This is a genomic window from Telluria sp. LT2P80 (assembly GCF_059685955.1).
This window is the reverse complement of the sequence record NZ_JCASIO010000003.1, coordinates 61869-81702: the sequence shown is the minus strand read 5'-3', so window position 1 is coordinate 81702 and position 19834 is coordinate 61869. Positions and strand designations below refer to the sequence as shown.

General features: G+C 61.4%; 18 protein-coding genes. 2 read left to right on the top strand and 16 right to left on the bottom strand.

Features of this window, described 5'->3' with window-relative positions; translation table 11 throughout:
• Window positions 1-44 precede the first annotated feature (44 nt).
• The 3 genes from AC56LW_RS09650 to AC56LW_RS09640 form a co-directional block, all read right to left on the bottom strand.
• Complete coding sequence (locus AC56LW_RS09650) at window positions 45-323, bottom strand: hypothetical protein (RefSeq protein WP_499633823.1); 279 nt, start codon at window positions 321-323, stop codon at window positions 45-47.
• A gap of 305 nt (window positions 324-628) precedes the next feature.
• Window positions 629-1243 carry a 2-hydroxychromene-2-carboxylate isomerase gene (locus tag AC56LW_RS09645; protein ID WP_499633821.1) on the bottom strand — a complete coding sequence of 205 codons (615 nt, stop codon included), beginning with the start codon at window positions 1241-1243 and terminating at the stop codon, window positions 629-631.
• A 67-nt stretch (window positions 1244-1310) separates the two neighbouring features.
• Window positions 1311-1778, bottom strand: coding sequence for a hypothetical protein (locus tag AC56LW_RS09640; RefSeq protein WP_499633819.1), 468 nt, complete (start codon window positions 1776-1778; stop codon window positions 1311-1313).
• 216 nt (window positions 1779-1994) lie between these two features.
• Here AC56LW_RS09640 and AC56LW_RS09635 point away from each other — a divergent pair, with 216 nt between their 5' ends.
• Window positions 1995-2861, top strand: coding sequence for a hypothetical protein (locus tag AC56LW_RS09635; RefSeq protein WP_499633817.1), 867 nt, complete (start codon window positions 1995-1997; stop codon window positions 2859-2861).
• A 142-nt stretch (window positions 2862-3003) separates the two neighbouring features.
• Here AC56LW_RS09635 and AC56LW_RS09630 read toward each other — a convergent pair whose 3' ends face one another.
• The 9 genes from AC56LW_RS09630 to AC56LW_RS09590 all read right to left on the bottom strand — a co-directional run bounded on the left by AC56LW_RS09630 (window position 3004) and on the right by AC56LW_RS09590 (window position 14570).
• Entirely contained in the window at window positions 3004-3369 is a 366-nt protein-coding gene (locus AC56LW_RS09630; protein WP_499633815.1) for a chaperone modulator CbpM, read from the bottom strand.
• Window positions 3370-3381: 12 nt separating this feature from the next.
• On the bottom strand, window positions 3382-4311 hold the full coding sequence (locus AC56LW_RS09625) for a DnaJ C-terminal domain-containing protein (RefSeq protein WP_499633813.1): 930 nt from the start codon (window positions 4309-4311) through the stop codon (window positions 3382-3384).
• A 72-nt stretch (window positions 4312-4383) separates the two neighbouring features.
• Window positions 4384-5064 carry a response regulator gene (locus tag AC56LW_RS09620; protein ID WP_499633811.1) on the bottom strand — a complete coding sequence of 227 codons (681 nt, stop codon included), beginning with the start codon at window positions 5062-5064 and terminating at the stop codon, window positions 4384-4386.
• Between the two features lie 22 nt (window positions 5065-5086).
• Window positions 5087-7027, bottom strand: coding sequence for a type IV pili methyl-accepting chemotaxis transducer N-terminal domain-containing protein (locus tag AC56LW_RS09615; RefSeq protein ID WP_499633809.1), 1941 nt, complete (start codon window positions 7025-7027; stop codon window positions 5087-5089).
• 143 nt (window positions 7028-7170) lie between these two features.
• Window positions 7171-7917 carry a peptidylprolyl isomerase gene (locus AC56LW_RS09610; protein ID WP_499633807.1) on the bottom strand — a complete coding sequence of 249 codons (747 nt, stop codon included), beginning with the start codon at window positions 7915-7917 and terminating at the stop codon, window positions 7171-7173.
• A gap of 31 nt (window positions 7918-7948) precedes the next feature.
• The gene (gene narI, locus AC56LW_RS09605) at window positions 7949-8632 is read right to left on the bottom strand and encodes a respiratory nitrate reductase subunit gamma (RefSeq protein ID WP_499633805.1); all 684 of its coding nucleotides are present in this window, start codon (window positions 8630-8632) and stop codon (window positions 7949-7951) included.
• A gap of 10 nt (window positions 8633-8642) precedes the next feature.
• Window positions 8643-9293, bottom strand: a complete 651-nt coding sequence (gene narJ / locus AC56LW_RS09600; protein WP_499633803.1) for a nitrate reductase molybdenum cofactor assembly chaperone — start codon at window positions 9291-9293, stop codon at window positions 8643-8645.
• Window positions 9290-10849, bottom strand: coding sequence for a nitrate reductase subunit beta (narH, locus tag AC56LW_RS09595; RefSeq protein ID WP_499633801.1), 1560 nt, complete (start codon window positions 10847-10849; stop codon window positions 9290-9292). The genes narJ and narH overlap by 4 nt, the downstream gene beginning before the upstream one ends.
• Before the next feature lie 25 nt (window positions 10850-10874).
• Window positions 10875-14570: a nitrate reductase subunit alpha gene (locus tag AC56LW_RS09590; RefSeq protein ID WP_499633800.1), complete on the bottom strand. Its 3696-nt coding sequence runs from the start codon at window positions 14568-14570 to the stop codon at window positions 10875-10877.
• A 300-nt stretch (window positions 14571-14870) separates the two neighbouring features.
• Between AC56LW_RS09590 and AC56LW_RS09585 the strand changes: the two genes are divergently transcribed.
• The gene (locus AC56LW_RS09585) at window positions 14871-15257 is read left to right on the top strand and encodes a hypothetical protein (RefSeq protein ID WP_499633798.1); all 387 of its coding nucleotides are present in this window, start codon (window positions 14871-14873) and stop codon (window positions 15255-15257) included.
• 61 nt (window positions 15258-15318) lie between these two features.
• On the opposite strand, the gene AC56LW_RS09580 is transcribed toward AC56LW_RS09585, so the two are convergent.
• The 4 genes from AC56LW_RS09580 to AC56LW_RS09565 all read right to left on the bottom strand — a co-directional run bounded on the left by AC56LW_RS09580 (window position 15319) and on the right by AC56LW_RS09565 (window position 19772).
• The gene (locus tag AC56LW_RS09580) at window positions 15319-16041 is read right to left on the bottom strand and encodes a carbonic anhydrase (RefSeq protein WP_499633796.1); all 723 of its coding nucleotides are present in this window, start codon (window positions 16039-16041) and stop codon (window positions 15319-15321) included.
• A 186-nt stretch (window positions 16042-16227) separates the two neighbouring features.
• Window positions 16228-17613 carry a NarK family nitrate/nitrite MFS transporter gene (locus AC56LW_RS09575; RefSeq protein WP_499633794.1) on the bottom strand — a complete coding sequence of 462 codons (1386 nt, stop codon included), beginning with the start codon at window positions 17611-17613 and terminating at the stop codon, window positions 16228-16230.
• 26 nt (window positions 17614-17639) lie between these two features.
• Entirely contained in the window at window positions 17640-18923 is a 1284-nt protein-coding gene (locus AC56LW_RS09570) for an MFS transporter (RefSeq protein WP_499634435.1), read from the bottom strand.
• Window positions 18924-19388: 465 nt separating this feature from the next.
• Window positions 19389-19772 (bottom strand): OsmC family protein, encoded by a 384-nt coding sequence (locus AC56LW_RS09565; protein WP_499633792.1) that lies wholly within the window; start codon window positions 19770-19772, stop codon window positions 19389-19391.
• Window positions 19773-19834: the final 62 nt, after the last annotated feature.

Here is a 19834-nt window from a genome sequence, read left to right as displayed (position 1 = left end):
GGCAGGGGAGGCGTCGCCACTTCCCCTGTGCGATGACCGATTGCTTATACCGGGATGGACGACGTGCCGCCTTCAGCGCTGCCGTAATTCTGTAACTCGTCGAGTGTCAGACGACGTTCGTTCAAGGCCTTGATGATGGCGTCGAGCTGTTCATCATCGGGTTGGATATAGACGATTCGCTGTTCGAGCAGGTTATCCCAATATGGCGTGTAGGGAACGGCGGTCTCGGTCATGACTTCGGCAGCGAAGGTGCCATCGTGCATTTCGCCGACGAGCGTGATGCGGGTTGTTGCGGGGACAGTATTCTGGACGGTGATGTTCATGGTGTGCCTTTGAGTGATCAGTAAGTGTTATCGCATTGTCACGCAGTCATCGGTTACGTGCAAATCACCGGATGCGTGCCGTGCGCGGCTCTCGCGGATTGCTGCAATCTGAAATGGGTGGGATGTGTGGATGCAGCCGGGCACACGGCAATTAGCGAGGGCCGGGGAGCATGTCGTCGTTGGATTTTCTTGCGTGTTCAGCGCCCGCTGCAAGTAGCCGGTTCCTGAGCGGCGTTGTATCTATCGGATCTACAACCCAACACAACTCGGAACATAGATTGTCTACTCGACGGCACGGCACGCAATCATGCTGCTCGTGCCGCCGTTACCATCGTCTTAGCGTAAGCGATGGCATCCTCGAGACGGTCATTCCCCCAGAACATCTCGTCGCCAACGAAAAACATGGGCGCGCCAAAGATACCGCGGGCCTGGGCATCGGCTGTGCGCGCACGCAGCGCGGCATTGCACGCATCCGTTTTAGCTGCCGCAATGATCTCTGCACTGTCAGCGCCAAGTCCGGCGAGAATCCCGGCCAGCACCGCCTCGTCGCCAACTTCGCGGTCGTCTGCGAAATTGGCCAGCATGACCTGTTCACAGAAATCTTCAAGCCAGGACGTGCCTTCGCCCTGAAGTGCGATGCGCGCGGCAAGCAGCGCATTACGGGGAAATAGGGAAGGGCGTTGCCAGCGCAAGCCGTATTTGACGCACTGGCGGCGCATGTCACGCCATACGTAATCGCCTTTCAGCGTCTGCAGCACAAATGGCGACGTCTCCCACCCGAGCGACTTGAAGATCGGGCCGAGCATGAACGGCTTCAGCTCGACACGCAGGTTGGCAGCGGCCACTGCGCGCCGTATCCGCATCATGCTCAGGTAGCTGTAGTTGCTGCCGAAATCGAACCAGAATTCGATGATGTTCATTGAGCGTGGATCTTGTCAGTCGATGAGGAGGAGGCAACGGATCTCAATACCCTTACGGGCAGGAGCTTCAGGTGATCGTTCCGAGCGGCGTGCGCGCCAGCGGCTGCGGTTGGCGAACGGGTGTCAGGCAGGCGACCAGGAAGCCAGCGCCGGCCAGGGCCCAGATGACGGCGCTGATGAGTTCAAAAGTAGTGCGCAGTTGCGGGTGATTGATCGCCAGCGGCACGATCACCGCAGCACGCAACAGGCAGACCCCGGCCATGCCGGCCAGCATGAGGCGGGGTAGCGGTAGGCGCGGCAAGCGTCCCAATGCGGAGAAGGCGTAAGCCGCGCACACCGTCATGAGTAGTCCGATAATGCTGGTGCTCACTGGTGCCAGCCAGGTTCCGGCGCGCGATGATGCCACGACCTGCTGCGGTGCATTGAAGAATATAAACCAGCCGGTTCCGCCGGCAATGGCAGCGAAGTGGATGAGGGCGCCGATAGCGCTTGTGATACCAGCAAAATAGACATGTGGGATGGCCAGGTTTTTCATCTGCGACTTTCAGCGAGGTGAGAGAAGATGATGGTGGTGGCAAGGTGCAGCCAAGACGTGTCAGACATCAAGAGGCGTCGGAGTGAATCAGCCTGAAATAATCTCACTCGACATTAGGGAATATATTGTCGAGTTAGGTTTCGATGCAGGTTTATCTCCTTGTCCCCTGTGTTTGATAGGGGTAGAGTCCCAGCATGATCAAATATACGTTGCTTAATGAAAATTGAACATGTTTCCGCTGGTGCCAACCCCAATTCGCAACACAACGATGACCACATCGCAGTGTTCACATGCGCCGGCGTGAGCGACATTGTCGTCATTGATGGTGGCTCATCCGTGGCGGAACGGGATTACATCGACGAAGTACGTGGCGATGTCGCATGGTTCGTCCATGCGTTTACCGATTCACTTCAAAAAATGCTGATACCAGGGCGCGATCAGCCTGATTGCGTCAGAATGGCGATCGCCGATGTCCGAACGCAGTTTATGCATCTTACAGCCGGTCACGACGTTCCAGTGCATGCGTGGCCAATTGCAGCAATGACCTGGTTGAGGATTTCGCATCATGACGAGGCTGCACGCGCTACGCTGTACTGCCTTGGCGACTGCAAGACGCTGCTGTACACGACCAGCGGGCCTTGTATCGACCTGGATCCATTCGTGAATCCACAGGAAGCTGTTCTGCAGGATGTGATTGCCAGATTGACGGCCGACGGTATCGGGGATCCGGCAAGTCGACGCGAACAGATGCTCCCGATGCTGCGAGCCCGCCGCGAATCACAAAACCTGGCGCCCGCGCCCGGTGTCCTGTGTCTTCATCCGAATGGGCCGTTCCAGGCGCGTCGACACAGCGTCGACCTCGCGCACGACGCCAGCGTTTTGGTGATGACCGATGGCTTCTATCGGCTGGTCGATCTCTACTGCCTGTACACTGACGCGGCGCTGGTGGAGGCGTGCATCGCCCACGGGCTCAAGGCGCAACTCGACAAGTTGCGGAACTACGAAGCTACGAGTGCACGAACAGCAGAACGCGCGGTGAAAGCGTCAGATGATGCATCTGCAGCGATCTGGACCACATCATAGATTGCGCTGAGAGGGAGGCATGCCCGAGGTTCTACCTGCAATCAGCCATCAACACACATAGCGCATTTAACATAATATAGATTATGCGGTGCTTGGATTTTCGTTTGGCTGACTGCATCTTGATCCACACCCGCGCCATATTTCAGTCATGCCCCAAGTCTTTTCCATCGAAATCCCCGGCCACCGGCAAAACAAACCCATGACCCAATTGCGCCATGTGTAACGCCTGTTCAAGTGATTCGATACGGCGCAGCAGCGTCAGTGCCAGCGCAAGACCGTTGCGGTCCAGTTCAAAGTCATCGCGCAGCCGGCGCGCCTGTCTCGCAGTCAGCACGTGCACCGAATGAAAGCCGGCACCCGGGTTGGATGCATCGGCTGGCGCCATCACGCCATCCTCGACCAGATTCCTGATGTCATCGGGCGACAAACCAGATACTTCAACCAGATGCTCGATCGAACACACCGCCGTATCGTTCAGCCAGACCGCATGAGTCACTTGCATGGACATGAGTAAATCTCCTTAGCCGAAGTTGGCACGGGCCTGAAACTTGGACGCCTCTGCCAGTTGCTGATACAGCGCGCGCTCGGCATCGCTGACTTGCGATGGAACCTTGATGACGATGACCGCGTAAAGCGCACCGGCAACACCATCTGGCCCGCGCAAGCCACGCTTGGCCAGGCGCAGTTGCTGGCCCGCTGTGGATCCTGCCTTTACAGTCAGTTCTACATGGCCGTCCAGTGTCGGAATCCGAACCGCTGCGCCCAGCACGGCCTCCCAGGGAGCAAGTGGCAGATCCATGTACAGATCGCGCCCGCTGAGGCGATACAACGGGTGCGGCGTCAATGCCAGCGCGACGTACAGGTCGCCGGGCTGACCACCATGGTGGCCGGGGCCACCCTTGCCTGCCAGGCGCAGCCGCTGGCCGTTGGCCGCGCCGGCTGGGATCGTGATGCGAAACGTCCGGCTGACCAGATGTTGCATGCCGCGGGCATCGGACTCGGGCAGATTCGCACGCACTTCAATCTCGCCGCCGCCGTGAATCTGCTCGAGCGTGACGTCCGCGGAAATATCCACGTCCTGGCCCCGGACGGGCACTGGCCGGCGTGCTTGACCACCTCTCCCGCCACGTCCAAACGCGGCAAAAAGATCGGCAAGGTCGGCGTCGTCGAAGCCGGCCCCAGCCGTGCTGAAGTTGTTCTGCCATCCGGGCGGCGGCGCAACGTCGGCGCCTTCCGACGCCTTGCCAAGCGCATCGTAGGCAAGGCGCTTTTCAGGATCTTTCAAGACCGCATAGGCCTCGCCGATTGCCTGGAATTTCTCTTTCGCCGATGCATCCTTCGAGACATCAGGATGAAATTTGCGTGCCAGTTTGCGATACGCCTGCTTGATCTCGTCAGCACTGGCGGTGCGCGGAACGCCCATGGTCTGGTAGTAGTCTTTATATTTCACAGAGTTCCCGGGAAAGTAACTGCGATGTCAGCTGTTGCGATGTGATGCAGTTCGAGCACCCTGCTCCGCCCGCTATCGGGCACTGCTGCTCAGAATGCCGTGTTCGACGGCGAAGACGGCCGCCTGCACGCGGCTCGTGAGTTTCAGCTTCTTGAGAACATTCTGGACGTGGATCTTGACCGTGCTTTCGGCCAGGTCGAGCGTGCGGGCAATCGCCTTGTTGCTTTCTCCGCGGGCGAGGCAGCCGATGATTTCGCGTTCGCGCGGGGTCAGTTTGTCGAGCTCCGAGGCCACGGGCAGCGCGCCACCGTGCAACTGGGCGACCAGCTTGGCCGTCATGGCTTCGGCAACGACGGTTTCACCTGCGGCGGCGCGGCGGATCGCGCGGGTCAAAAAATCGGTATCGATATTCTTGAGCAGATACCCGGCCGCGCCAGCAATCAAGGCGGCCGACAGGTCGAGTGCATCTTCGGACACGGTCAGCATCACCACTGCGCTGTCCGGGCAATCCTGGAGCAGCAGGTGGAGCGTTTCGAGCCCGGACATGCCGGGCATGTGCAGGTCGAGCAGAATGACCTGGGGTTGCAGCTGCAGCGCGCGCTTGATGCCGTCGACCCCGTCGGCGGCTTCGCCGACCACCGTGAATTCCGGATGGCGCTGCAGCAGCGAGCGAATGCCGCTACGGAATAACGTGTGATCGTCGATCAACAGCACGCTGATCGTTTCGGCGCCCGGGGTGGTAAGTTGTTCCATGTTCTTTCTTGTTCCGTGATGGCTAGGCAGCGCGTCGCTGCGCGCTTGCCAGACTGAGCTGCACCTGCGTTCCGTTTCCCGGCGCCGATGTGATGTCCAGCGTCGCATGCATCCGGCGGGCGCGCTCGCCCATGATGTGGATACCGATATGGCCGTCGTCCTCGGCGCCGACCAGCGCCGGATCGAATCCGGCGCCGTCGTCATCGATGCTGAGCGAGAAGTCGTGCCGGTCATGCAGGCGGACCTGCACGTGCCGGGCGCCCGCGTGTTTGCGGATATTCGACAGCGCCTCCTGCACGATGAACAGCATCTGCAATTGCTGTTCGCGCGGGAAAGGCGCCCCGTCGGTATCGGCCTGCAACGCGATCTCGATGCCCGTCTGCCGGCGAAACTTGGCCACGGTCACTTCGAGCGACTGCACAAAATTCCCTTCTTGCAGCCGGGTCCGATAGTTCTGCAGCAGCTCGCGCACGTCCTGATAACTCTCTTCAACGCCTGCGCGCAGCGCCGGCACGATCATGGCCACGTCCTCGTAGTGGTTCTGCGCGAGCGACTGTTCCAGCATCTGCACCTGCAGATTCAGAAAATTCAGGCTTTGCGCGATGCTGTCGTGGAGCCCCTGCGCCACCAGGTTGCGCTCCTCGGAAATGGCCATCTCGCGCTCACGTTCGGCCAGGCGCTGGTTTTCAATGGCCGTGCCCAGCAGCTGCCCCAGCGTTTCGAGCAGGGCCAGCTGGCGCGGATTGAAGGTGGTTGCTTCGCGAAAGTGCAGGTTGAAGAAGCCCAGATGCTGGCTCTGCGCAAAAATATGAAACACCGACACGGTCGCAAAGCCCTGGCGATGACATGCAAGGCGCACGGATTCGGGCATGCGGCGCATATCGTGCACGACCGAGATTTTTTTCAGGGCCGCGTCGCCGCACAGGCAATCGCCTACTTTCAGGCAGTGATCGGCCTCCATCAGTTCGTCTGAAATCCCCTGATGACACATCATGTGCAGGATGCCGCGCGTCGGATCGAGCACGCGCACCGAGCCGCCATCGGCGTTGAAGAAGGTGCGGATCCGGGTCAGAAATCCGGCGCACAGCGCTTCTGCCGATTGGGGGTGCTGCAGGAACGACGCGCTTTCGAACAGCAGCGACAGCTCCAGATTCCGGCTTTCCAGCGCGACGGTCTTGGTTTCGACCAGCTGCTCCAGATTGCCATACAGCGCGTGCAGGCGATCGGCCATCAGATTGAAATCTTGTGCCAGCCGGCCAAATTCGTCGTTGCTGTCGACCGGCAGCCGCACGCTGAAATCCTGCTTGCGCATGCGCTCGATGCCCCCTTGCAGGCGCTCGACCGGCGCAATGATCATGTTGAACAGCAGATAAATCACGGCAATCGTGCCGATCAGTGCCAGTGCAAGCAAGGCCAGTTGCGACGCGCGCAGCCAGAACGCCCGGGCCTCACTGTCGCGCTCGATCAGGCGTACGAGCGTGTCGGCCCGACTGACGAACCGGGCGATGCAGGCTTCCAGGTCGTCCTGCCCGGCCGGTGACGCGGTCAAGCGGTCCAGGTGCGCCAGAATCTGCGGGCGCAGCGCGTTGTGCCACTCCGTGTTGACGTGGCCAAAGCCGGCCTGGATCTCAGCCCCGGGTGGCAGCAACAACGGCCGCTGCGGATCACCCCTGCGGATCAACGCCAGGGTCTCGTCCATCTGCGCGACTTGTGCCAGCACCCTCGCCCGGTGCACCGGCCTGTCGCCAGGCGCCGGCGCGGTCGCCAGCAGCATCCCGAGCCGGTAGCTGTTCATGCGCAGGCTGCCGGTGACGTTGATGGCCCCGCCGCTGCCTTCGAGCTGCCAGGTCAGCAGCAAGGTCGAGCCGATGACTGTCAAGCCCAGGCACAAAAAACTCACGAGCATGACGACAATGCGCGTGGACAGCTTCTGCCACGTCGAGATGACGAGCGGGGTCAGCACGGCGCAACTGCGCGCGGGCCTGAATGTGCTAGACCTGGAACAGCATGACGCATGGCGGCTCCGTCGGTAGAAGAACAAGTGGATGTGCGACCGAGTATATACCCAGTATCTGAACGCATGGAAACTTCGGTCACTACCGGTGGCTACTGCACCAGCGGGCTGTCCGCCCCTTCCAGTTCCACGCCCTCGATGCCCGCACGGCCCACGAGGATATGCAGGTACTGGTGCAGTGCGCGCTGCCACGATTGCCGCCGCAGTTCGTCGGCAAGCTGTTCGTGCACCGCGTCGAACGGTACCTGCCTGCCCTCCACGCGGCGTTCAGCCTGCACGATGTGCAACCCGAAGCGCGTTTCCAGCAGGCGGCCCGACAGCTCACCCGGCCGGAGCCGAAACAGTAACTCCTCGAATTCCGGAACGCACTGGCCCCGTCCCAGCTGACCCAGGCTGCCGCCAACGGCGCCGGACGGGCAGTTCGAGTATTCACCAGCCAGCGCGGCGAAGCGCTCGGGGCGTAACCGTAACTCGTCGAGGATCAGTTCGGCAGTCTGGCGCACCAGGTCCAGCGGCGCCGACGCCGTTACCTGGAACAGGATATGGCGCGCCTCGACCATGGCACCGCTGGAAAAGCGCGCGGCCTGGCTCTGGTAATAGCGCAGGCAGGCCTGTGCATCGGGTTCCGGCACCCGCACTTCGCGCACGAACAGCGCCTCGATGCGGTCGTCCTCTTCCAACTGGCCCAATCCGAGGCGCGCCGCTTCCTGCAACAGGACTTCGCGCAGCACCAGTTCGTGCACCGTTTGTTTCAACGGGTTGGCTGCGCTCTGGTGGTGCGCCAGTTCGCGCGCGATGGTGGCGTCGCTCAATTCGACGCCGTTGACAGCAATACCCATGATGTTCTCCTTGACGAATCAGCGTGCGGGCTCAGCGTGCACGAACCAGTTGCCAGGCGCGGCCCAGATAGCCCAGGGCGCCGAAGCCGCTCCAGACATGCACCAGGCGGGTGAACGGGAAAATCACGAACAGCGACATACCCATGAACAGGTGGAGCTTGAAGACAAGCGGCGCGTCGATGACGAACGAGGCCGCGTCGCCGCGCAAGGTCAGCACGTGCTGCGCCCAGGTCATCAACATGACCATCATGTGGCCATCCATGTGCGAAGCCGACGCGAAGATCGACGAGAGCCCCAGCAACAGCGTCGCGAGTATCCAGAACAGCACGATCTTGTCCCGGAACGTGGTCACCCGCAGCAGGCGGTCGTTCGAGAACCGGCGGGCCAGTAACAGCAGCAGGCCAACCAGCGTCAGTAGTCCCATGACGCCGCCGGCCACCATGGCCACCAGTTGCTTGGTGCCGTGGTCGATGCCGAGCGTGTCCCAGACCACGACGGGGGTGAGCAAACCGACGACGTGGCCGAAGAACAGGCCCAGGATGCCCACGTGGAACAGCGGGCTGGCCAGCCGCAGCCAGCCCGTGTACAGGGTCTGGCTCGATTCGGATTTCCACGTGTACTGCTCGCGGTCGAAGCGGATCAGGCTGCCGAGCAGGAAGACGACGAGCGCGATATACGGATAAATCCCAAACAGGAATTGATTCAGGTAGTTCATGGCGATTCCTTCAAGGGCGCTGCGTGGCAGCGGCCTTCGGATAGAAATTGATCGGTTGGGCCCCGCCTGTCATCGTCTTGAGCAGGGGCTCGACCCCGTCTGCGCCGGGGCCAAAGGTTTCGAGCGCTTCGTCCATGTCGCGCACGGGCGGCTCGGTGAGCGCCTCCGCAGCAACCGGGCTCATCGTCTCGAGCAGCGCGAACACGCATGCATATGGGCTGGCATTCGCGGCGAGCTTGCCGCCGATGTGGGCCAGCACATGGATCGCATCGCCCAGCAGGCGGGCCGCTTCGTCGTCACTTTGCTGGCCGATGAATTCGAGGAACAGCGGCACGAAATCGGGCAGGTCATTGCCGACCATCTGCAAACCATGACGGCTGTACTCGGCCAGCAGGTCGACCATCGCCTGGCCACGGTCGCGCGATTCGCCGTGAATGTGCTCGAACAGGTGCAGCGAGTGCGAGGGATTGCGGTCGAACGTCATCACATACTGCTGCTGCAGGTCGATCAGCGGCGTTGCCGCCAGGTGCGCAAACAACGGGGCGAGCCGGCTCAGGGCGCCCTCGTGCGGCGCCAGGGCTACGCTCAGTTCGGGCAGCGCCTCGCACAGCGCGGGCTCGGGGTATTGCAGCAGTGCGGACAGAACTTGGTAGGTTTTCATGATGGTTCCTGGGTTACAGCTTTCTTGCGCGACCGTGGCATCGCCATGAAGATGGTCGAGCCCTGCTTCTTTTTGCCGAACAGGCTCGGCTCGCTCACGCCATCGGCGCAGCCGTTGCCGAAGCTGAAGCCGCAACTGCCCTTCTCGTTGAAGCTGTCTTCCGCCATCTCCTTGTGGCTGCTCGGGATCACGAAGCGGTCTTCATAATTGGCAATCGCCATGATGTGGTACATGTCCTCGACGGTGGCCTGGTCCAGCCCGACCTGTTCGAGCACGTCCAGGTTGACGACTTTCTCGACGGTCTTGCTGCGCATGTAGGCACGCATCGCCAGCATGCGGTCGAGTGCCCGCACGATTGGCGGCCCGTCGCCGGCCGTGAGCAGGTTGGCCAGGTACTGCACGGGAATGCGCAGGCTCTGCGTATCGGGCAGGATGCCGTTGCGGCCCATGCGGCCCGATTCGGCGGCCGCCTGGATCGGCGAGAGTGGCGGGATATACCAGACCATCGGCAGCGTGCGGTATTCCGGATGCAGCGGGAATGCCACTTTCCATTGCACCGCCATCTTGTAGACGGGCGAGCGCTTGGCGGCGTCCAGCCAGCTGTCCGGAATGCCCTGCAGGCGCGCCTCGGCGATGATCGCCGGGTCATGCGGATCGAGGAACAGGCCCAGCTGCGACGGATACAGGTCGCGGGGATCTGCCACCGATGCGGCTTCTTCGATCTTGTCCGCGTCGTACAGCAGCACGCCCAGATAGCGGATACGTCCGACGCAGGTTTCCGAGCACACGGTCGGCTGGCCGGCTTCGATGCGCGGATAGCAGAACGTGCATTTCTCGGCCTTGCCCGACGACCAGTTGTAATAGATCTTCTTGTACGGGCAACCCGAGATGCACATGCGCCAGCCGCGGCACTTGTCCTGGTCGATCAGCACGATGCCATCGTCCTCGCGTTTATAGACCGAGCCGGACGGGCACGACGCCACGCAGGTCGGGTTCAGGCAATGCTCGCACAGGCGTGGCAGGTACATCATGAAGGTGTTCTCGAACGTGCCGTACATCTCCTTCTGCATGTTGTTGAACAGCTGATCCTGGCTGCGCTTGGCAAATTCGCCGCCCAGATCGTCTTCCCAGTTCGGGCCCCACTCGATCTTTTCCATCGTCTTGCCGGTCAACACCGAGATGGGCCGCGCAGTCGGCGGCGTCTCGGACAACGGCGCATTCTGCAGGCGCTCGTAGTCGTAGGTGAACGGCTCGTAGTACTCGTCGATCTGCGGCAGGTTCGGATTGGCGAAGATGTTGGCCAGGATTTTCAGGCGGCTGCCCTGGCGCGGCTCGAGCTTGCCGGCCGCGGTGCGACGCCAGCCGCCCTGCCATTTGTCCTGGTTTTCCCACTGCTTCGGGTAACCGATGCCGGGCTTGGTTTCGACGTTGTTGAACCAGGCGTATTCGACGCCATCGCGGCTGGTCCAGACGTTCTTGCAGGTGACCGAACAGGTGTGGCAGCCGATGCACTTGTCCAGGTTCAGGACCATGCCGATTTGCGCTCTGATTTTCATTCTGTGCTCCTTGAAGGTGACGCGCTCATGCCGGTTGCTCCAACGGGCCTTCCAGCCAGTCGACCTTGTTCATCTTGCGAACCAGGACGAATTCATCCCGGTTCGAGCCGACCGTGCCGTAATAATTGAAGCCCCATGACAGCTGCGCATAGCCGCCGATCATGTGGGTCGGCTTGGTCACGGTGCGCGTGACCGAGTTGTGGATGCCGCCCCGTTTGCCCGAGATCTCCGCGCCCGGCACATTGATGATCTTTTCCTGGGCGTGGTACATCATCGTCATGCCTTCTGGGACGCGCTGGCTGACGACGGCGCGCGCCGTCAGCGTGCCATTCACGTTGAATACCTCGAGCCAGTCGTTGTCGACGATGCCGGCGGCCTTGGCGTCGGTTTCGGACAGCCATACGTGCGGCCCGCCGCGCGAGAGCGTCAACATGCGCAGATTGTCCGAGTAGGTCGAGTGAATTCCCCACTTCTGGTGCGGCGTGATGAAGTTGAGCGCGATCTCGCGGTTGCCGTTCGGGCTGTTGCCCAGCATGGCCGCCGTGGTCTTGGTGTCGATCGCCGGCTTGTAGACACACAGGCCTTCGCCGAAGTCGCGCATCCAGCGGTGATCCTGGTAGAACTGCTGGCGGCCGGTCAGCGTGCGCCACGGGATCATTTCATGCACATTGGTATAGCAGGCGTTGTAGCTGACTTCTTCCGATTCCAGGCCCGACCAGGTCGGCGACGAAATGATCTTGCGTGGCTGCGCCTGCACATCGCGGAAGCGGATCGTGTCGTGCTCGCGCGGCAGCGCAAGATGGGTATGGTCGCGGCCCGTCATGGCCGACAGCGCGGCCCAGGCCTTGACTGCCACGTGGCCGTTGGTTTCCGGCGCGAGCGACAGGATCATTTCGCAGGCATCGATCGCCGTGTCCAGGCGCGGCTGGCCCTTCGAGACGCCCTCTTCCGTCACGACGCGGTTCACGCCGCGCAGCACCTCGACCTCGTGGCCGGTCTTCCAGGCGATGCCCTTGCCGCCGTTGCCAACCGATTCGAGCAAGGGCCCGACCGACGTGAACTTCTTGTAGATCTGCGCATAGTCGCGCTCCACGACCGTCATGTTCGGCATGGTCTTGCCCGGAATCGGCTCGCACTCGCCGGCACGCCAGTCTTTCGGATCGAACGGCTGGCCCAGTTCGCCCGGGGAATCGTGCATCAGCGGCGTGAGCACCAGATCGTGCTGGGTGCCCAGCAGCGCACCGCCGATCTCGCTGAATTTCTCGGCGATGCCCTTGTAGATGTCCCAGTCCGAGCGTGACTGCCACAAGGGCTGCACGGCCTCGGACAGCGGGTGAATGAACGGGTGCATGTCGGACGTGTTCAGGTCGTCCTTTTCGTACCAGGTGGCTGTTGGCAGCACGATGTCGCCGTACAGGCAGGTCGTGGACATGCGAAAGTCCAGGACCACCAGCAAATCGAGCTTGCCTTCAGCGGCGGGACGTACTTTGACGTCGCGCGGCTTGATGCAATCGTCTTCGTTGCTCATCAGCGCGTTCTGCGTGCCGAGCAGGTATTTCAGAAAGTATTCATGGCCCTTGCCGGAGCTGCCCAGGATGTTCGAGCGCCAGACGAACATATTGCGCGGGAAGTTCGCAGGATTGTCGGGGTCGTCACACGAGAATTCGAGCTTGCCGGCCTTGATCTGGGCCAGTGCGTAGTCGGCCGGCGTCTTGCCCGCAGCAAGGGCGGCACGCGCCACATCCAGCGGGTTTGTTTGCAGCTGCGGCGCGGACGGCAGCCAGCCCATGCGCTCGGCCTTGGCGTTGTAATCGAGCAGACTCATCGGCGCCACGTCATCCCCCGCCAGTGGCGACGAGATTTCTTCGGTGTGCAGCTTTTCGTGGCGCCACTGGCTCGTGTGCGCATAGAAGAACGAGGTGCCGTTCATCTGGCGCATCGGCCGGTTCCAGTCGAGCGCGAAGGCGAGCGGGGTCCAGCCCGTTTGCGGGCGCAGTTTCTCCTGGCCGACGTAGTGGGCCCAGCCGCCGCCCGACTGGCCGACGCAGCCGCACATCATCAGCATATTGATGATGCCCCGGTACGTCATGTCCATGTGGTACCAGTGATTCAGCGCCGCGCCGACGATGACCATACTCTTGCCGCGGGTCTGGTCGGCATTCTGCGCGAACTGACGGGCCACGGTGATCACGTCGGCCGCCTTCACGCCGGTGTGCTTGACCTGCCATGCCGGCGTGTAAGGCACATCGTCGTCAAAGCTCGTGGCGACGTTGTCGCCACCCAGGCCGCGGTCGATGCCGTAGTTGGCCAGGGTCAGGTCGAACACGGTGGCCACGAGCACGCTGCGGCCATCGGCCAGCGTGACCCGCTTGACCGGGACGTTGCGCGGCAACATGTCCTTGGCATCGCGGCCGCCAAAGTACGGAAAGCCGACCGAGACCACCGCGTCGCTGCTGTCGATGAGCGACAGGCGTGGATCGATGGGCTGGTTGTTGCCGCCCTGTTTCATCTCCAGATTCCACTTGCCCGACTCGCCCCAGCGGAAACCGATCGAGCCGGCCGGTGCAACGATGTCGCCGCTGGCGTCGTCGATGACGAGCGTTTTCCAGTCGGGGTTGTTGGTCTCGTCGAGATTGTGTGCCAGGTGCGAGGCGCGCAGAAAATACTCGGGCGCCAGGTAGCCATTCTGCTCGGTGAGCAACACCAGCATCGGGAAGTCGGTGAACTGCTTGGCGTAGTCCTTGAAATACTGCGACTGGCTCTGGGCGTGGAACTCCTTGAGGATGACGTGGCCCATGGCCATGGCCAGCGCCGCGTCGGTGCCCTGCTTCGGTGCCAGCCAGATGTCGCCGAACTTGGCCATCTCGCCGAAGTCGGACGACACGGCCACGGTCTTGGTGCCCTTGTAGCGCACTTCGGTATAGAAGTGGGCGTCCGGCGTGCGCGTCATCGGCACGTTCGATCCCCATACCATCAGATAGGTCGAGTTGTACCAGTCCGCCGATTCCGGCACGTCGGTCTGCTCGCCCCAGACTTGCGGGCTGGCCGGCGGCAAATCGCAGTACCAGTCATAGAAACTCAATGCCACGCCGCCGATCAGCGACAGGTAGCGTGTGCCGGCCGCGTAGCTGACCATCGACATCGCAGGGATCGGCGAAAAGCCGACGATACGGTCGGGGCCGTATTTCTTGATCGTCAGCGCATTGGCGGCGGCGATGATCTCGTTGCTCTCGTCCCAGGTGGCGCGCACGAAACCGCCCAGGCCGCGCACAGACTTGTACCGCGCCGAACGTTCCGGATCCTGGCTGATGTAGTCCCAGGCTGTGACCGGGTCCATCGTCAGGCGTGCTTCGCGCCACATCTCCATCAGGCGGCCGCGCACCATCGGATACTTGACGCGCTGCGCCGAATACACGTACCACGAATAGCTGGCGCCGCGCGGACAACCGCGCGGTTCGTGGTTGGGCAGGTCGGGCCGGGTACGGGGATAGTCGGTCTGCTGGGTTTCCCACGTAATCAGGCCGTTCTTGACATACACCTTCCAGCTGCACGAGCCGGTGCAGTTCACGCCGTGCGTCGAGCGCACGATCTTGTCGTGCTGCCAGCGCTGGCGGTAGGTGTTCTCCCAGGTGCGGTCTTCGTTCACGACAGCGCCGTGGCCGTCCGAGAACGTCGATGTGGTCTTGCTGAAAAACTTCAGTCGATCCAGAAAATGACTCATGCTGCCTCCTCGCTGGCGCCGCGTGCCGGGCCAGGAAATGAATTCGGTCCCACGCACGCTGCATGGACCGCCGATGAAATCAGTCTACGGAGCACGACCGTTTCCCGGTATCGGCAAGAAGCCCGCATCCGGATGCGAGAGGAACTAGTCCGGCGTACACCTTAATGACTAGCCGTGCGCCGCCTGTGCCAAAAGGACTACCCGCACTAGTTACTGCCACCGATTGGCAGGCCTGGGCGGGCAGACTATAAGGGTCAGGGTGCCGTCACTTTGCCGCGCGCCGCAGATCAACAGGAATCAATGATGAATATCGACAGTTTCGAAGGGCTGCTGGTTGCAGCAGCAATGCAGGACGAGCCACAACGGTTGCTGCTGGCCTTTGCCGCGTCAGAGGCCGAACCGGGCCCCACGGCGGCCGCCCCGCGCCAGACTCTGGTCCCGGTCATGTGTGTGGCCAAGCAGGTCGGGGAGCTCGATACATTCGCCAACCTCGAAGCGGAGGCCAGCAAGTTGGGCATGCACTGGGATGTCGTGCTGGTGAGCACGCTCGGTGGCGCTGGTGGCCTGCTGCCGGACAGACGACGCACCGACGCAGCACTGGAGAAGATGGTGAGTTACATCCGGGCCGGTCAGATGGACCGGTTTGCCGCGTTCGGCCGCGGTGGCGCCGTACTGCGCTACGCCTGACGCCCGCCGCGCCCTGCAACCGACCGCAGCGGCGCTGGCAACGCGGCGCCACGCCGGGGGCTCAAGCTGCGCGCGCAGCCTCCACGCTGTCCGTCCACGGCAGAGCGCTCTTGTCCACCTGCCCAAGCTGCACATCGCGGCGCGGTACCAGTGGACACACAAGCGGCAAGAATCGCTGCTGCCGCGCAGAATAGGCCATCAACGCACCTGCCTCGATATCGAAATACCACCCGTGCAGCTTGACCAGTCCCTGTTCGACGCGGCGCTTCAACCACGGGTAGGTCAGCAGATTGTCGAGCGACTGCAGAATGCTGGCGAACTCGCAAGCCTTGTGCTGCTCGGCGCTGCTGCGGTGCGCCAGGTCGCGCCTCACCTGGCGCGCTACCGGCTCTGCAATGCGCATCCACTGACCGACGAAATCCGTCTCGGCCACTGGCGTGCGCGGGCCCATCAGGGCGCGGATTCCGCCGCAATGCGAATGACCCAGTACGATGACACGCGCGACCTCGAGATTGCAAATGGCAAATTCGATCGCCGAACTGACGCCAGGCGGCGCCTGCGGCGTACATGGCGGCACCAGGTTGGCGATATTGCGCACCACGAACAGTTCACCCGGCAGGCTGCCGGTCAGCAGCATGGGATCGACGCGTGCATCGCAGCACCCGATGACCAGCGTGGCTGGACGCTGCCCGGCCCGCAAACTGTCAGGCACGTTCTGCGGCTCACTGAAGTATTGCTGCTGGAAGCATGTGAAACCGTGTACAAACTTTTCAATACCGTGCACCGATGTTCTCCTTGGTGGCGTGAATTGCATCAGCCGGCATAGCGTCGTCATGCACCCCTGGCAAAGTCCGGGTCGTCGCGGTCGGATACGACGTTTAACGCGGCCCTGATTGCGTTGGCTTGCGCACGAGTTCCGCATCGAATGGCAGTGGCTGCAGAGGTAGCAAAGAAACCTGCCATAGCGCCATCAACATGGCATGTCCGCGTCCTTGCGTGCGTAACACCACCAGGTAATGACGATGCAGCTGACATAGAAGCCGATGAAGCACCACAGGGCTGCATCGGCGCTGCCGGTCAGTGCGATCGAGGTGCCGTAGCTCTTGGGAATGAAGAACGCGCCATAAGCCGCCACCGCCGACGTGAAGCCGAGCACTGCAGCGCCTTCCTTGTTTGCATCGGCGACCGCCTGGTGCTGGAGCGCGATGTTCTTGCGCTTGGCCGCGCGTTGGTGTTCGGTCAGGAAGATTACGGGAATCATGCGGAACGTCGATGCGTTACCCACGCCGGTGGCGGCGAACAGCAGCATGAACATCCAGAAGAAACCGGTGAAGTCGCCGTTCGTGCCGGCGTTTGGCAGGAACCAGATCACGCCGTAGGCAGCCGCGATCATGCAGGCAAACGTCCACACGGTCACGCGCGCGCCACCCAGTTTGTCAGCGACGATGCCGCCCAGTACCCGCGCAAGCGCACCGACAAGCGGCCCCAGGAAGGCATATTGCAGTGGATTGACATCCGGGAACTGGGTTTTGATCAGCAGCGGAAAACCAGCCGAATAGCCGATGAACGAGCCGAATGTCCCGGTGTAAAGCCAGCACATGAGCCAGTTGTGCTTGCGCTTGAAGATGACGGCCTGCTCGGCAAACGAGGCCTTGGCCGAAGCCAGGTCGTTCATGCCGAACCATGCCAGCACGGTACTGGCGACGATGAATGGCACCCAGATGAAGCCGGCGTTCTGTAGCCACAGCGTGCTCGTCGTTCCGGCCTTGATTGCCTGCTGGGGCGCTCCGCCAACAGCGCCGAACACGCCGGCGGTAATGACCATCGGCACGACGAACTGCACGACCGATACGCCCAGATTCCCCAGGCCGGCATTCATGCCGAGTGCATAGCCCTTTTTCGCCTTCGGGTAGAAAAAGCTGATATTCGCCATCGACGACGCAAAATTGCCTCCGCCAAAGCCGCACAGCAAGGCCAGCAGGAGCATGGTCGGGTACCCGGTGGTGACATCCTGCACGGCAAAACCGATGCCGATGGCCGGGATCAACAGCGAGGCTGTCGAGATCGTGGTCCACTTGCGGCCACCAAAAATGGGCACCATGAACGAATAGAAAATGCGCAGTGTCGCACCCGACAGGCCGGGCAAGGCAGTCAGCCAGAACAGCTGATTGGTACTGTATTGAAAACCAATCGCGGGCAGGTTGACGACCACCACACTCCACACCATCCAGATGGCGAAGGCCAATGCCAGCGCCGGAATGGACAGCCACAGGTTGCGATTGGCAGTTGCACTGCCCCCGTCGTGCCAGAACGCTGGATTTTCCGGTTCCCAGGCGTTGATCACATATTTGCTCATGAATATCTCCAGATTGCGATTGAAAGTCAGGCAGCCGCGCGCAGTGCTGCAGCACCAGGCGCCACAGCGGCATCTGGCTTGAATGAGAAGTGCATCCAGATCAGCGATACACAGACGGTTCCGTAGAGCAGCATGAAGGCGCTCGACCGGACACCGGTGAGGTCCAGCAGCACACCGAACAGGATGGGCAGGACAAAGCCGCCCAGTCCGCCGGCCAGACCCACTACGCCGGAGACGGCGCCGATGTTGTCGCTGTATTCGTCGCCGATGAATTTGAAGACTGACGCCTTGCCGATAGCCATCGCCGTACCGACGATGAACAGCAGGCCGGTAAACATCCACGGTGTCAGTGCCAGGCTCAGGTTCATTTCGCCGTTGACCGTCTTGATGGCCATGCTGGTCGGCGGATACGACAGCAGGAAGAAACAGACCCAGCACACCCACATCACCCACCAGGTGACCTTATAGGCGCCGTAACGGTCCGAAATCCAGCCGCCCAGCGCACGCAGCACACCGCCTGGCAGCGAAAAGCATGCAGCCAGCAAGGCCGCCAGACGCAGATCGAACCCGTATTCGCCGACGTAGTATTTGGTCATCCAGAGCGCCAACGCTACATAGCCGCCGAACACCACCGAGTAGTATTGGCAATAGCGCCACACGCGCGGGTCCTTCAGCACCTTCATCTGTTCCGAGAACGGCACACTGGCGCCGCTCTGGTGCGCGGGATCGGTCGCGCTGAATAGCCAGAACAGGATTGCCGTCACGAGGAGCGTCACGGCATACACTGTAGGCAGCATCTGCCATCCGTAGGCAGCGATGATCGCCGGTGCGACGAATTTGGTGAGCGCGGAACCGGAGTTGCCGGCCCCGAAGATACCCATCGCAAGTCCGCGGCGCTCTTTCGAGAACCAGCGCGCCACATACGGCGTGCCGACCGAGAACGAGCCGCCAACGATACCCACGATCAGGCCCAGCACCAAAAATTGCCAGTATGCGGTCGCCTTGCCGATCAGGTAGATCGGGATCACCGATACCAGCATCAGCAGGAAGAACACGATCCGTCCGCCATATTTGTCGCACCAGATGCCCAGCGGTACACGTACCAGCGACCCGCTCAGTACCGGCATCGCTGCCAACAGGCCAAACTGCGTTTCGTTCAGGCCCAGCATCGCTTTGATGGGAATGCCAAGCACCGCGAACATCATCCAGATTGCGAAACAGATCGTGAACGATATCGTGCTGCTGGCCAGTACCTGCCCTGCCTTGCTTTTGCTTGCCACGTGATTCTCCTGACGCCTTGGGGATCGCATGAGCTTAGTGGGCGCGTGTACCCGCGCCAATTGGCAGGAAGGGTGAATACGAATGGCAAGCGGCCTAGCCGCATCCGTCAAACTGACTAGGCCATCACGGCAATTGGCGCCTTGCCCGGGAACTGACGCACCTGCAAGCCGCCGGCACATCACTTCAGCGCCCGGCGTCAATCGGTCTCAATATGTCTATACCAGGTACAAAGCCGATCGAATATTCGGCCTGGAATATCATTTCCGCATTGATACGCGCCGGTGCAGCCAGTGGGGAATTCGGTCGCAACGGCGCAAGTGTTTTAGCTGAGCGGCCGAGATCTTCGCTGTTACTTTCCCCAAGCACCAGATTGTTCTGTCAGTTGGCTTAGACAGTTTTGTCAATGAATCGCGTGAGCCTTCTGAAAGTAATGAGACAGGTGTAATTGGAACCTCTGGATGCGGATGAAAACACATGCGACAAGCCATGCAGGCTCAACTCTCATTCGTCACGATTTGTATCGTTCCCGCGAGCGTCTTATGCACCGGACATTTGTTCGCAATGTCGGTAAGGCGCGCCCTTTCTTCGCTGCTCAATTCACCGACATAATGAATACTCCGGGTAAATGCATAGGACCCGTCCTGCTGACCGTGGCTGATATGCACATTCACATCGTCAAGCTTGTAACCCTTGCGTCGCGCATACATTGTCACTGTAAGCGCGGTACATGCGCCCATTGCTGCCGCCAGCAGGTCGTGAGGCTCGGGGCCGGTCGCTTCGCCTCCCGCCTCAACCGACGCATCCGCAGTGAGGCGATGCGATCCAACCTCGATAATCTGTTGCAGCTTGCCTTCGCCGTGATGCGTGACGATCTCCATTTGATATCTCCCTGTTCGTTGTGACGTTTCAGTCGCGAGCGCAGGACGCCATGCGCGCAAGA